The sequence below is a fragment of the Parabacteroides sp. Marseille-P3160 genome (assembly GCF_900162725.1).
In the GTDB taxonomy this organism is placed as follows: Bacteria; Bacteroidota; Bacteroidia; order Bacteroidales; family Tannerellaceae; genus Marseille-P3160.
In genome coordinates, this window is the sequence record NZ_LT799418.1 from 1,292,410 (window position 1) to 1,307,280 (window position 14,871).

10 protein-coding genes are annotated in these 14,871 nt (G+C 47.1%); 5 read left to right on the top strand and 5 right to left on the bottom strand.

What is annotated here, in order from left to right; genetic code table 11:
* The first annotated feature begins 5 nt into the window (after nt 1–5).
* The gene (locus BQ8014_RS05190) at nt 6–1,574 is read left to right on the top strand and encodes a SusD/RagB family nutrient-binding outer membrane lipoprotein (RefSeq protein ID WP_080903437.1); all 1,569 of its coding nucleotides are present in this window, start codon (nt 6–8) and stop codon (nt 1,572–1,574) included.
* Nucleotides 1,575–1,588: 14 nt separating this feature from the next.
* Nucleotides 1,589–2,821, top strand: a complete 1,233-nt coding sequence (locus BQ8014_RS05195) for a BACON domain-containing protein (protein ID WP_139785084.1) — start codon at nt 1,589–1,591, stop codon at nt 2,819–2,821.
* 164 nt (nt 2,822–2,985) lie between these two features.
* Here the strand turns inward: BQ8014_RS05195 and BQ8014_RS05200 are convergent, their stop codons facing one another.
* From BQ8014_RS05200 to BQ8014_RS05210, 3 genes are read right to left on the bottom strand one after another with little or no spacing between them, the layout of a single operon-like run.
* Complete coding sequence (locus tag BQ8014_RS05200; protein WP_080903439.1) at nt 2,986–6,426, bottom strand: DUF3472 domain-containing protein; 3,441 nt, start codon at nt 6,424–6,426, stop codon at nt 2,986–2,988.
* Between the two features lie 39 nt (nt 6,427–6,465).
* Entirely contained in the window at nt 6,466–7,938 is a 1,473-nt protein-coding gene (locus BQ8014_RS05205) for a TolB family protein (protein WP_080903440.1), read from the bottom strand.
* Nucleotides 7,939–7,947: 9 nt separating this feature from the next.
* Nucleotides 7,948–9,702 (bottom strand): DUF6057 family protein, encoded by a 1,755-nt coding sequence (locus tag BQ8014_RS05210; protein WP_080903441.1) that lies wholly within the window; start codon nt 9,700–9,702, stop codon nt 7,948–7,950.
* A 105-nt stretch (nt 9,703–9,807) separates the two neighbouring features.
* Between BQ8014_RS05210 and murB the strand changes: the two genes are divergently transcribed.
* Both murB and BQ8014_RS05220 read left to right on the top strand, forming a co-directional pair.
* Nucleotides 9,808–10,818, top strand: a complete 1,011-nt coding sequence (gene murB / locus BQ8014_RS05215) for a UDP-N-acetylmuramate dehydrogenase (RefSeq protein ID WP_080903442.1) — start codon at nt 9,808–9,810, stop codon at nt 10,816–10,818.
* Nucleotides 10,818–11,573, top strand: a complete 756-nt coding sequence (locus tag BQ8014_RS05220) for an MBL fold metallo-hydrolase (protein ID WP_080903443.1) — start codon at nt 10,818–10,820, stop codon at nt 11,571–11,573. Before murB ends, BQ8014_RS05220 begins: the two co-directional genes overlap by 1 nt.
* Here the strand turns inward: BQ8014_RS05220 and nth are convergent.
* Nucleotides 11,563–12,210: an endonuclease III gene (nth, locus tag BQ8014_RS05225; protein ID WP_080903444.1), complete on the bottom strand. Its 648-nt coding sequence runs from the start codon at nt 12,208–12,210 to the stop codon at nt 11,563–11,565. The two genes, BQ8014_RS05220 and nth, sit on opposite strands and share 11 nt — an antisense overlap.
* Before the next feature lie 74 nt (nt 12,211–12,284).
* Nucleotides 12,285–13,304, bottom strand: coding sequence for a phenylalanine--tRNA ligase subunit alpha (gene pheS, locus BQ8014_RS05230; RefSeq protein WP_080903445.1), 1,020 nt, complete (start codon nt 13,302–13,304; stop codon nt 12,285–12,287).
* Nucleotides 13,305–13,587: 283 nt separating this feature from the next.
* Here pheS and BQ8014_RS05235 point away from each other — a divergent pair, with 283 nt between their 5' ends.
* On the top strand, nt 13,588–14,856 hold the full coding sequence (locus BQ8014_RS05235; RefSeq protein ID WP_080903446.1) for a hemolysin family protein: 1,269 nt from the start codon (nt 13,588–13,590) through the stop codon (nt 14,854–14,856).
* The last annotated feature ends 15 nt before the right edge of the window (nt 14,857–14,871 follow it).

A 14,871-nucleotide genomic window follows, 5' to 3' on the forward strand; every position in this document is an offset into this window, starting at 1 on the left:
AAGAGATGAACAAGTATAAATATATCCTGATGGGTTTGGTTATAGGTTTATTAAGTTCTTGTACCTATGATTTCGAAGAGATAAATACGAACCCCAATAAACCGACGGTCGGAATGGTTAAGGCATCCAATATGTTCGAACCTATCTTATATAATTCGGCAAACCAATGGTTGCAACGTACCTGGTATTACAATAATGAGCTGATCCAATTTACCGCTTTCACCGGCGGAGTGACCCGCAGGGAACACCAGTATTTTTTGGAAGATTCCCGTGACTGGTACGGATTCTGGAACCATTATGCCACCTACGGTAAAAACACGAACCATATGTATCAATTGGCGCAAAAGGATGGGGATAAGTCGTTGGAAGCGATCGCCCTTACCTTCAAGGTCTTGTTTTTTTCCAATATGACCGATATGTTCGGAAGCGTTCCTTATGAAGAGGCTTTTACCGGTGTGGATGCAGACGGAACGATTACTCCTAAGTTTAACAGCCAACAGGAGGTCTATCGGTTTATGTTTGAGGATTTGGAGAAAGCGAATGAGATTTATGCGACTAATCCGGTCTTTGAGATCCCGACAATGGACGGGATGTACGGAGGAGATATGACGGCATGGCGCAAGTTTAATAATTCTTTATACCTGAGGCTTCTTTGCCGGGTCAGCGGCCGTCCGGAGATGGAATCCGGTAAAAAGATTGCAGAGATCCTCGGCAATCCCGGCAAGTATCCTGTTTTTACTTCGAATGCCGACAATGCGACCGTCAAGTTTTCAGGAAATGATCCTTATATCAGCAATTTCGGAATCACATCCGAAAGTGAATTCACATCCAGCGGAAGAAAGCTGACAAGACAACTTATCGGCATGACTGTCCAGACAGATGTGAATGGCAATCAAATCTATGAGGATCCGAGATTGAAGATCATAGGGAAGAAAAACAATATCAAAGAAGTCAATCCGAATGACATTTGGATCGGAACCAAGTCCGGATGTACGGACCAGGAACGAAGCACTGTGGATAGAGGAACCTCCTGGCTTAACTTTAAAGTCTTTTGCCGGAGAGATGCCCCGGCTATTTACATGGATTATGCGGAAATCCAATTCATCTTCGCCGAAGCGGCTTTGAAGGGATCTATCAGCGGCGGGGAAGCGAAGGCTAAACAGTATTATGAAGCAGGCGTAAAGGCGTCTATGGAAAAGTGGTCCGAGCAAGGCGCTTATTCCGTTCCTGCGGCAACTATCACGGCTACAGATATCGATACTTACCTTCAATCTCCTCTCGGTTCCTGGGATTCGGCATCGAATAAAGAAGAATTCCTGGGAAATCAGAAGTACCTGGCGCTTTTCTGGATCGGAATGGAGGCTTACCATGAATATCGCCGTACGGGTTATCCGGTGTTAACCATCGGGGAAGGGGCGGTTTATAACGATCGGGTACTTCCGACTCGGTTTGCTTATCCAAGCGTTACCATGTCTACCAACGGGGCAAACGCAAAAATCGCCTTGGAACAAATGGGAGGGGAAAACAATATGAAAACTCCCGTATGGTGGAGCAAGCAAGCGATTAATAAATGATTAATAAAGACTTTATGAAAACTGATATGATATTTGAAAAGTTTACGGGAGCCATCCTGTTTATGTTGATAGTTGCTTCCATGGCTTTTGTTTCCTCCTGTAAAGAGGATGAAGCGGAGGGAGAACCCTATTTTACGATTGAAAATAATCCGGCGGGATTGACTGCAGGCATGGATGGTAAAACCGAAAAATTCGTCGTCCGGTCGAACCGACCATGGAAAATCGTAGCTAAAGAAGAAGGCGATGTCCAATGGGTGAGAAGTTTTCCCAGCGAAGGAGACCAGGATGGGAAATTCACTATCATTGTAGAGGTGAATAATACTTTTGTACGGCGTATACAGAATTTTGCTTTTATTGTAGATGGCGAAGAGCAGCCCGTGTTATTTCGAGTCGAGCAAGAGGCCAATACTCCTTCTATTAAGGTAGACCCGGTATCGGTTCCTGCTGCCGGAGGAGAGGTAAATATTGCTGTTAAAGCGAATATCGACTGGACTTATACGATGGAAGAGAATAGCTGGCTTACCGAGAAAACGGCAGAAGCATCTAAACTGGTACTGAATGCCGAACGGAATAACGGGAAAAAACGCTCTGTTAAACTGACCTTTAAGGCTGTAGGACATCCCGAAGTCTCCCAGGTAGTAACGGTCGAACAGTCCCCGGGAACGATCGTACTTGAAGAAGATTTCAGCTGGCTGGCTTATGGCAGCCCGGTTCCTTATGTAACTACGGGAGAAACGCGATATGATGCCTGGACACAGGCGCAAAGAGACAGGGGATGGACCAGCACCGTTAATACGGCGGCCGGAAGCGGAAATACGCCCATGTGTTATGCACGCCAGGGATTTGTCAAGCTGGGTAAAACGGGTTACGGCGGCGACCTTATTTCTCCCAAACTTTCCGATATCGAAGGAACCAGGAAATTGAAGGTTACGTTCAAAGCGGCGGCTTATGTTTCTGCCGCAGGGACGGTGGTTGACACCAGGGTATTGAAGATTATTATTCTCGGAGCAGGAATTCCGAGCACCGATGTAATCATGGTGGAGAATGTACCGAATATCCAGAAAGAGGATGAAGCCGGGGTCCAGAATGATATCTGGGCGGATGACAGGGCATTCAGCTTTGAAATTACCGGGGCTACCTCGGAAACACAGATTAAATTCTTAGGAAAGGATTATGATTTGACGAAGGAGGAAGTTACGACAAACCGTATTTTCCTGGATGATATAAAAGTTGAGATAGTGGATTGATTCAGAATGTGATAGTCGGAACATAAAAATCGCCTGTCTTTCTTGTAAAATTGAGTGCACTCATTAATTACAATGAGTGCACTCAATTTTTGTATATATAGTCAATCATTAAAACAATTCAAAATACTCAAAAAAAGGATTCATCGTTAGCGCAGCATTCCAATTCAGATTGTTATTTTTAATTTTTTCCCTTTTGCCGGGACAGCGTAAATGACCGGTTTGCTAACGGAAGCAGGGATCGTAAATTCGTTTTTGGTACTTACGAATATGAATTGTTTTTTATCGTACACTTCAAAAACAACTGCATTTTTCCAATCCGTCAAGGTTACTTTATTCTTTTCTATTTTAACGGAACCTTTGGATAGAGTTGCTCCTTTTTGGAACAGATTTACGCAATCATCATGGATATATTGCAGGTTTGCCGCCGGCTTGGGGTACTTTTTAGCATATGAAACGAGTTTTTCCACTTGCTCCGGCGTACAGGATAGGACCAGGCTACCCGATCCATATCCTTCGTAGTTACCTTGATATTCTACGGCTCTTAATAATCCCCACGACTTAAAAAAATCCGTCAGATCTTCACCTGATACATCGCAGCAAATCCTGATAAAGGCCAAGATAGCTTCGCTATCGCTTGTCGGATTGGGATACTGGCGGAGCTGTTCATGTACGTCGGCATAAAAATCCGTTTGTCCTTTGACCTGTGCATAATACAGCTCCAGTTGCCAAAACGGGATTAATTTACAGAACACATCTTTGTGCGTAGAATGTAGCGCATGAGCGGCGAGTATTTCCGTAAAGCCTTTTTCGTAACGATTCCGATAAATACTGTCTTCGATTCCCAGTTTTTCTTCGGCAAGCCGCGAACGATTTCCGAAAGCGGACTGAACATACATTGCATATACATTATTAGATACCTCCCCCATACCGCCCCAACAAAATCCGGGATGTAATTGATTAAGATGTCCTACCTCATGGGCAGGTCCCCAAATATCGGTTGACCGGAGTTTTTCGGCATCACATAATTCGCGCAAACTGCTTGCCGGATATGCCGTTCTATAGGTGGTCGCGTAAGCTCCCCAAGCATCCGGCATATCGTGATCTACATGGAAATACATCCTATTGGTATTACTTCGTTCGTATTTGTAAAGCCCGGTAAACTTTTGTTCCAGCCATGAGATAGAGTCGTATACTTGGATAAGTCTGTTGCCGTCCTTGCAATAAGACCGGAAGGAGGAGACGGGAAACGTCAGATGTGCATAATGCCCCAAGAGATCGAAGTATTTGTCCTGAGCTTTATCGAGTAAACGTATCCAGTCTTCCGGTTTATGTTTTGCTACATTATAATATCCGTTTACTTGTCCCGTGGCAATATGGATTTTTACCGGTTTTGCTTTGGCATTACCGGTATGATACATCACGTAAAGCAGTCCTTTACGGTCAGACACAATCTTGTTGGCACCTTCATTTAGCAAAAAGGTGCTACTTTTCAATTCCCAATTATTATTTTCGATTCCTTTGTCAAAATCAATTACGCGAAGTGATAAATTTTCCCCACCGGTATTTCCAACAAAAACGATGAGCTCTTCTCCTTTATTTATACAAATGCCTGTAGGATTGTCTAATAAACTATAAGCGGAAGATTTATTCTTTTGTGCATTTTCTTCCGGATGAGGGTAGGGGTTATATTCCTGTATACGAAATTCTTTTTCATATTGATTCTCATAAAGAGCGAGTGCCAAGCGTTTGAAGAACCTATTCTTTATCGTGTCCAAGCTTTCATGGTCGATATCTTTTTTGAGTTCCGAACAAGTCTCGTCGGAAAAAATCGGAGGTATGTTTGTTTGTCGGCTTTTAATGTAGAACGACATCTCTGCACAACTTGCGTACGATCCGCGGCTATCACCCATGCCAGACTTAACCAGAAACTTTATCGCCCGCGGCTTTTTGAGTCCTCCGTTAAATGAAATTTTAGAGGGAGATGAGGCTCCTCCGAAATCATAATCTCCTGTTTTGACAAACGACGGATTTGCTTCCGTTGATACCCACACTTCGACTTCCTTGAAATTTCCATTCGATCCTTCCGTTCGTGGAAAATAGGTAAGATAGTCGATTTGTTCCGTTGGACCAAAAAAGTAAGTTAATGTTACCGGAAAAGAAGTTCCAACCCATCGGGAATGATATAAGGTTGCCGTATTACCGTCGACGGACTTGCCGATATCTTCGCCCGGTTGCGCTTCCGAAGCTTCCGTCTTTATAACATTTACTTTTTGATCGGGAACTATGCCACTCTGATCCAGATAAGCCTTTCGCTCAATGGCTTTGTCAACCTTTATTGCCAACGTGTCTGTATTTATTACCGGGGGATCGGCCCTTTTTGGGGCTACAAGAATCTTCTCTTTGTCTATTGGAGCAGTATATCCGCCCGATCTCATATAGAAAGCCGTTGGGTCGGATTCCGATATACCTCCAGCATAATCGCTACGACTGTCGGGTTCGCCGTCCGTATGGGTCAGTTTTGCTTTGTTGAAGGCTATCCATTGGGCGTCTTTCACACGCCTGCCCCACATATTATAAAAATTACCCTTGCGTACCATTTGACCGGTACCTTTCCCAAAGTTTTCAATGAATGAGTAAAAACCATCAAAATAACGTGATTCTTTCGGGGCCTGCCAGGTTGCTATATATTTCCATCCATCTGGCTCTTTGTCCATAAACCAAGCGGAATAAGCCACAAAACCGTTATCAAGTTTTCTCATGTTCATTAGGAACTTTACGGGAATTCCTGTTTTCCAGTTATATATCAGGTAAGACTGTCCTCCGGTACCTTCATTGCCGAAGCTTCCGGCTTCTACTTCCGGATTTTTTTCCAGCAAAACCACTTGACTTTCCTGTTTGACTTTCCTGCGATCGATCGTTTCGTCAGAACTGTCCCATACGGAAAATAGTACGCGTCGTTCAGTATCCGAGTTTACCTGGATGCCGAAATAGCCCCTGTAAAAACCGATGCACATCCAGAATGTATACATCGGGTCATATCCGGCCGGAACCAGGATCTCACCGTATAACCAGTCGTATTCTTGCTTTTTCTCGTCATCGGGCAGATAGCTCAGATGTACCGAAGGGGATGTTTTCCATTTGGCAAAACGAGCTTTTCCTCCCTTTCCTTCGGGTGTTTCCAAAGCGATCGTTTGTAGATTTAAACCTCCTGATCCTTTCAGTTCCTTACCTCCTATTTCAATTTTATAAAAGGCCTCTTTCTCAATAAGGATGTTGTTGACAATAAAATCTTGAACCTCATCTTTGTTTATTGTAAATTCTTTTGAAATGGTTTTGAATCCATTGTTTTCAACAGGTTTTATGTGTGCGATTAATTGGAACTCAGTACCCTTTTGATTAGGCTTTCCTGTCATTCTCAAACGATATTCACCGGTTGACAAATGGACGAACCACGCCAGCGATTGATCCGGGGATGTTGTCTCTTCGGACCCTGTCCAGGGCTCTATGTAATAGGAATTATCAAAGTCCAATGTCTCATACGTTTGTTGGGCTTGTACGATCATCACCGGAAATAACAGTACGAGAGATAAAAGAAAATTTTTCATGGTTCGAAAATTAATACTGTTTTATAAAAAAGAAACGGATTATTTTCCGGCAAAGCGGATATCGGTTCCTTTGTCTTTGCGGGCGAAGGAGGCCAGACGGCGGGCTTGCGGTTTGACGGGGCCGGTAATGAATTCCGGGATGTTGTAGGATTTCATGAAGCGGTCGTAGAAACGGCTGTCCTGTTGGGGCAGGAGGAAGGGTTTGGATGCTTGTCCGGCCGTGTCGACGTAGACAAAGTAGGGACGGGTATAGAGTCCGTCGATGCGGCGGCTGCTGAAGGCAATCCAGCGGCTGTTGCTACTCCAGGAGTGATAGCTTTCGGTCTCATTGCTGTTGGCGGCGCTAAGCGGGTGTATCCGGTTGGTTTTCAGGTCGGCGATATAAAGGTCGGCATCCCGGTGCCAGATAGAGAAATTGCCGTATTCGGAAAGGGTGAAAAGCAGATAATTCCCATCGGGTGAAACCCGGGGGAAGGAAACGCTGCGGGCGCTGTCGGCCGTAGCGTTATAGAGTGTGTCCACCTGATGTCCGAAGGTGCGCGAGTCGGGATCGAAAGCAATGCGGCAAAGGCTATAGCGTACCTTTTCAAATTCCTCCGGCATGGGTTGTGCTTCGGCGGAGCAAAAGAAGAGCGTCTTGCCATCGGGAGAGAAAGTCGGGAACGTCTCGAACCGATCTTTGGAAAAAAGGGAGGGAGCGGTAACGATTTCATGTTTCTCAACGTCATAAACGACAACGTCGGAAGAGCGGTCGAATACCTCGATCCTATTGCGGTGGTTCATGTGGAAAGCCTGGTTGGTTTCATTGACGGAGAAGGCCACATACTTGCCCGAAGGATGCCAGGAAGGATAGACCAATGCGGAAATCGTTTGGTCGGTTTTGGTGTTCAGTTTCTCGATCCGGTCGCCGTCGATCAAGTAAGTACCGGCATTCTTCTGCCGCATGTGGAACAGCATCTTGTCGGGATTCTGCATACAGAATGAATGGCAATTCATGCAATTAAATTCCGTCAGCTTATTTTCCATAATGGGCGTTTCGCTGTAATCCTCCAAGTTTCGTTGGTAGATTCCCATTTTGTCCCATAACTCATAGCCGGGTTCGATCAGCCGGTAGGCCAGATAGGAATCCATCGGCTCATGGCTGACATGGAAGACAAAGGGCGCGTAAGTCAGCCATTCTTTGTCCTTCCGGACGGAAATCGTGGCACGGATGGATTCGCCGGTTGCTGTCGTGAGCAACGCTTTCCATTCCGAAGGAGGAATCCGGAAAGCCCCGTTACGGGCATTGACGATTAATTTTATTTTGTTGAATGAAAGCGTCAGTTGTGCTTTCTCTGCCGGTTGGGTAAGATGGAAATTAAGCGGCGCTACATTGGGAGGAATCGTTACTCCGGCATAGTCCGGGAAAATCCCGGGGAGAGCGTCTACCGGTCGTCCCGTCTTTGTTTCATTCGAGCAGGAAACAAACAAGCTGCTAAGGAAAAGGAAATATAGAATGTATTTGCGTTTCATAGCCGTATCTTATTTAAACATGAAATAGAACCAATACGTATCCCCGAAAGAGCGATGCAGCAATCCCGGTGCGGCGGGATCATTCTTATAGGCCAACACCTGCTGCTTATAGCCGGTAAACCGCCGGATGATCTGATCCCCGATTCCGTATTTCTTCCATTGTTCCGGATCTTTTTCATGAAGGATGATGACCGCCTCCTGAAAACTACGGGGTAAGGCCGGCAGGATATCGGTTCCGTAATACTGGTCGAGAAACTGCTGGAAGAGATTCATTTCTTTGCATACCAGATAAGTAGTTCCGAGATATTCTATTGCGGTGCGATCGGATGGATTGGCTTCGGCAATTTTCGATAAGGGCAAGTCCAGGATATCCGGCAGGACGAGGACGTTTTGCCGGCTGGTAGGCAGGCATTCCCGTTTACCGCCTAATAGCGGATCCTGTTCGACCGCCGCTTTGTTGCGGAGGAATCGGCGCTGGTCATGCGCCCAGTTCCTATAATACACGGTCTGTTCCAGCAGGGTAATATATTTTTCGGCTACCGCCCAATGCCCATAGATCAAGTTCGTTTGGATAAGGCGTTTCAACATCCTCGGATTGCCGTAACCCGGAGCGGAGATATAGGCTTCAAATGCCATCTCTTGCGCATTCGCTATATTTCCCATGGCGAAGAACAGATCGCTGAGGAGAATAGAGAGGTTTGTAGTTTTGTTCCATTGGGGAAAGATACCATTCACACCCTTCTGGTCGAACGTGAAGGCCCGGTCGGCGAGTTCTCCTTTTTCCGCTAGCGCAAGGTTCAACAGGGAAAGATAAAGGTAATTCGTCTGTTTGTCCTTGGATTGGTCGATAATGGCGTCCCATTGTCCGGTGCGGGCGTAGTAGTCGAACCGTTTGAATTTCTCGGATTTCCTATCGTCGTATTTCTCCAGTCCGAAATGGAATAATACGGCCAGAAGAAGTAGTTGCAAAAGACCTTGGATAATCAGCCGCTTTTTTCCTGACGTTTTTCCTTTCCGAAGCAGGAAAAGGAAAACTATCGCCAGGAGCAAGGCAATCCAGGAAAAATAGAGGACCGTCTCCGGCTTTAACTGATGATGGTAGTAGAGGTCGGGGAGAAACGCCAGGCGATAATCTCCGGTAACGCCTGTCTCTATGCATATCAGGCCGCACAGCAGGCTGAGTGCAATGGGGATAAAGTACCAGTATACCTGTTTAGACCGCCTGACCGCTTGATACAACAGGATGCTGACGGCAAAAAGAAGGGCGACCGGGCCGGCGAACCAGAACAACAAGAGGGTCGCCATGAACGTATAACAGAATTGTCCGGTCGGCGATTTCAGCAAGGAATATCCTTCGATGAATAGTAACATCAACAGGAAAGCGACGGTCCCTTGCAAGAAGTAGTTGAAATCAAACTGGATCAGCAGAAGCGAAAGCGCCGGTAGGAAAGCCAAAATAGGCCATTCCACCGCAAGCGGAGCAATCTTGTACAGGACGGAAGCCGTCAGCATAACTATCCCGGTCAGGAGGGCGGCTGAAATAAGGGCGCCTGCATAAGGATAGGCGAAAAACTGTACAAGAAATTCGGACAGGATAAGGGCGCCTCCTCCCGGCAAGGCCAATCGTTCCATGAGGTAAGGCCATGTGTTGAGAAAAAGCTGGTTCTGTTCGACATAATAATAATGATACTCGCTATGTAATTGCAGGAAAGCGAATAACAGGGTGAACAGCAATAGGCAATAGAGTGCGATTTTATATTTCATTTTTAGTAATTATGCAAAGATAACGCTCCGGCAAAGATAGAAAAGATAATCAATCAATCCTCTGCAATCGGGCGATTTATGTACCTTTGCCGGAAAATAGCGAATATGAGAATAGAAGAAAACTATCCGTTGGAAAAGCATAATACGTTTCATTTGCCGGTGAAGAGCCGCTGGTTCATGGAATACGGGGATGAAGAAGAGTTATTGCGTATCTTGCGGGATGAGTACTTCCAGGAATGCCTTTCCTTGCATATCGGGAGCGGGAGCAATCTGCTTTTCATCGATGATTACAATGGGATTATCCTTCATTCCGCCATAAAGGGTATCAAGGTGGTGAAGGAAACGCCGGAGGAAGTGTTCCTACGCATCGGCGCCGCCGAAATTTGGGATGACGTCGTCGCTTATACGGTTGCGGAAGGCTGGGGGGGGCTGGAGAATCTTTCCGGCATACCCGGTGAGACCGGAGCGGCAGCAGTGCAAAACATCGGCGCCTACGGGACCGAACTGAAAGACGTACTGGAGTCGGTCGACGCCTACAATCAATTGACTTTCGAAAAGAAAACGATCACCAACGAAGAATGCCTTTATGGCTACCGGGACAGCCTTTTCAAAGATGAGCAAAAGGATCCCCAAATCATTACGGCCATCACGCTCCGTTTGCAGAAGCATCCGGTTTGCACCGTCTGCTACAAGGGGTTGGAGGAGGAATTGGAAGGAAAGGAGATTACGCCCTCCCAAGTCCGGCAAGCCGTCCTTACGGTACGTAGCCGCAAGTTGCCCGACCCGGCAAAGCTGGGTAACGCGGGCAGTTTCTTTAAGAATCCGATCCTTCCGGCCGAAAAATACCAACGGTTGAAAGAGCGTTATCCGGAGATACCGTCTTATCCGTTGCCCGACGGGCGGGTGAAAGTGCCGGCCGGATGGTTGATCGAGCAATGTGGCTTTAAGGGAAAGAAGCATGGGGAAGTCGGCGTATATGATCGCCAGGCTTTGGTTTTGGTAAATCTGGGCAATGCCCGGGGATACGAAATTGCAATGGTTGCGGAGAGCATCCGCCTGGCCGTGGAAGAACGTTTCGGCATTTTATTGATGCCGGAGGTAAAATATATAGGATAATGAAAATAACTTTCTTGGGGACTGGTACTTCTACCGGCGTGCCGGAAATCGGCTGCCGGTGTGAAGTTTGTACCAGCAAAGATCCCCACGACCGGCGGCTGCGTTCGTCCGCCCTGGTGGAGACCGGCGGCAAGAAATTGCTGATCGACTGCGGGCCGGATTTCCGCTGGCAGGCGCTTTCCAATGGAATCGACCGGATCGATTCCGTGCTGATTACGCACGAGCATTATGATCATGTGGGAGGCCTGGACGATTTACGCCCGTTTTGCCGGGAGTCGGCCATCGGCATTTACGCGGAGGACTATGTGACGGACGCCATCATTTGCCGGATTCCCTATTGCTTCCGTTCAAACAAATATCCCGGCATACCGAACCTTGAACTTCATGCCATCCACCAACCTTTTGAGGCGGCGGGCGTGGAAGTGATTCCCATCCGGGTGATGCATGGGCGGCTGCCGATTTTCGGTTACCGCATCGGGCAATTGGCTTATCTGACCGACCTCAAATACCTGCCGGAAGAAGAATATGCGAAGTTGGAAGGGTTGGATGTGTTGGTTCTGAATGCTTTGCGGCGGGATGAAAAGCATCCGACGCATGAGGGGTTATATACGGCGCTGGAGCAGATCGGCAGGATTCGTCCGAAGCGGGCTTACCTGATTCACATGAGCCATAAGATCGGGCTACAGGCGGATGCCGAGAAGGAACTTCCCTCCAACGTCTACTTTGCCTACGACGGGTTGTCGGTTACTTTTTAAGGAATACTTCCGTATAATACCTGCACCAGGGAGTCAGACCGCATTCCGCACACTTCGGGCGGCGCGCCAGGCAGACATACCGTCCATGCAGAATCAGCCAATGATGCGCTCTCGGTATCAGTTTTTTCGGGATATATTTTACCAGTTCTTTTTCGGTCGCCAGAGGCGTTTTGCTGCCGGTGGTCAACCCGATTCGGTTCGATACACGGAAAACATGCGTATCGACGGCCATTGCCGGCTTATCATATACTACGGAGGCTATGACATTCGCCGTTTTTCTTCCCACACCGGGTAGTTTCTGCAATTCATCCACATCCGACGGGACAATGCCGTTGAATTCGCTCAACAGTTTCCGGGCCATTCCGACCAGATGTTTTGCCTTATTATTAGGATAGGAAACGCTCTTGATATATTCGTAGACTACTTCGGGAGTTGTTGCCGCCAATACTTCGGGGGTAGGGAACGTTTCATAAAGCGCTGGCGTAATCATATTCACCCGCTTATCGGTACATTGCGCCGATAAGATGACCGCGATTAATAATTGAAAAGGATCTTTGTAATGCAGTTCCGTCCCCACTACCGGCATATGCTCGGTAAACCATCCAATCACTCCTTTATACCGTTCTTCTTTTCTCATTCCCTCTGTGTTTTTCCCCGGATGGCTCGGGGGGAGTCATCCGGGGAGATGGTAATGGATTTTAGGTATACAACTTAATTGGCCGACTCAAACTGCTTCAGAAAACGGATATCATTTTCCGAAAACATGCGCAAGTCTTTCACTTGATATTTAAGGTTCGTTATTCTTTCTATTCCCATGCCCAAAGCATATCCGGAATATATCTTGCTATCGATGCCGCAATTCTCCAACACATTCGGATCTACCATTCCGCAACCGAGGATCTCCACCCAACCGGTATGTTTGCAGAAGGCGCATCCCTTTCCTCCGCACAGGTTACAGGAGATATCCATTTCAGCGGAAGGTTCGGTGAAAGGGAAGTAAGACGGGCGCAGGCGGATTTTCGTCTCCGTCCCGAATAATTCTTTCGCCATGTAGAGAAGCGTTTGTTTCAAATCCGCAAAGGATACGTTCTTGTCGACATACAGAGCTTCCACCTGATGGAAGAAGCAGTGCGCGCGATAAGAGATGGCCTCGTTGCGATAGACGCGTCCCGGGCAGATAATGCGGATGGGCGGCTGCTGCCGTTCCATCACCCGCGTCTGTACGGAAGAGGTGTGGGTACGTAACAGGATGTCCGGCGAATGCTGGACGAAGAAGGTATCCTGCATGTCTCGCGCCGGATGATCTTCCGCGAAATTCAACGAGGTAAATACGTGCCAGTCATCTTCTATTTCCGGTCCTTCGGCTATACTGAAACCCAGACGGGCGAATATGTCACAGATCTCTTTTTTTACGATCGAAAGCGGGTGGCGTGTTCCCAATGGAACCGGGTAAGCGGTGCGGGTCAAATCGATTTTCCGGTCATGGGCAGACGCATTTTCGAATTTCTCCCTCAGTTCGCCGATCCGTTGCTGCGCTTCCTCTTTCAGCTGGTTCAAAAGTATGCCGACTTCTCTTTTCTGGTCTGCCGTTACGTTACGGAAATCATTCATAAGCTGCGATATTTCGCCTTTTTTGCTTAAATATTTAATCCGTAAGGACTCCAGTTCCTCTGCATTCGCTGCCTTCAAATTCTCCACTTCACGAAGCAGAGATTTTATCTTATCGATCATCTCTCGTTCCTGTTTTTAATTCAGCCTTCAAAGTTAGATATTTTTTTTAAACAAGAAACATAAATGCTTTCTTTTAACTATGAACTATGAACGATAGGCGCTATGCCGATCGGATTATTCAATGGGGGGAGTGCCCCGATCTTTTACCTTACGACCTGCATTGGGCAGTGTAATAACGAGGCCAGGACTTGCTTTTTCTCTTTTCAATCTGCATTAAAGCCTTCGTTTCTATTTTTATTATTATCTTCGTTCACTCATATTAGATGTAAGAAAGAGTCTCTGAATGGAAATATTGATTGTTATCGGCCTTATTTTATTAAATGGAGTCTTCTCCATGTCTGAAATAGCCTTAGTTTCTGCTCGAAAGTCCCGCTTGGAAATGGATGCCAAAAAAGGGAATAAGTCTGCTCAGATGGCCTTGAAATTATCCAATGAACCGGATCGTTTCTTATCGACGATCCAGATAGGAATCACCTTGATCGGGATTTTGACCGGATTGTATTCGGGGGAGGCTTTTGCCGGCGATTTGGCTTTTCTGATCGGGCAGGTTTCTTTTTTGCAGGAATATGCCTTGGGTATTTCAAAAATAACGATCGTCGTGCTGGTCACTTATCTTACGTTGATCCTCGGAGAGCTGGTGCCCAAACGGATCGGGATGGGACGTGCGGAACAGGTCGCCATGTTGATGGCCAAGCCGATGTCGATTCTTTCCCTGATCGGCTCGCCTTTCGTCTGGCTATTGTCCAGGAGTACCAATCTGGTCGTCAATTTGCTGGGGATCGGAAAATCGGTGGATAACAAGGTGACGGAAGAAGAAATCAAGGCGATCGTAAGGGAAGGATTCGACGGCGGGGAAGTGCAGGAGGTCGAGCAGGATCTCGTAGAGCGTGTTTTCTATCTGGGGGATCGGAATGTCGGTTCCATCATGACGCACCGCAGCGATCTGGTCTGGCTGGATCTCAACGACAATACGGATGCGGTGCGGGATAAGGTAAAGGAGAACCTGTATAATATCTATCCGGTCGCTTCCGGAAGATTCGATAATATCGTGGGGGTCGTCTACCTGAAAGACCTTTTCGGAAGGATAGACGAAAGTGATTTCTCCTTGACGCAGGCAATTCGCCCGGCCCAGTTCGTACCTGAGAACCTGAGCGTTTATAATGCGTTGGAGCAGTTTAAGAAGGCGCGGGTGAAGTATAGCCTGGTGACGGATGAATTCGGCGGCATACAGGGGATCGTTACCCTGAAGGATATTATGGAGGCCTTGATCGGACAGGTGCAGGAAGTCGGGGAAGAACAAGAAATCGTGCAGCGTAGCGACGGTACCTGGCTGGTGGACGGGCAATATTCCTTCTATGATTTCCTCGAATACTTCGATATGGAAGACCTGTACAACGAGCATGATTACAATACGTTGAGCGGATTGATCCTGGAGATCCTGGAACGGGTGCCCAAAACCGGAGAAAAGCTAACCTGGCTATGCTTCGAATTTGAGATCGTGGACATGGACGGCGCCCGTATAGATAAAGTTTTGGTTCGTAAACTGAATTGACCTCCCCTCTCTGTT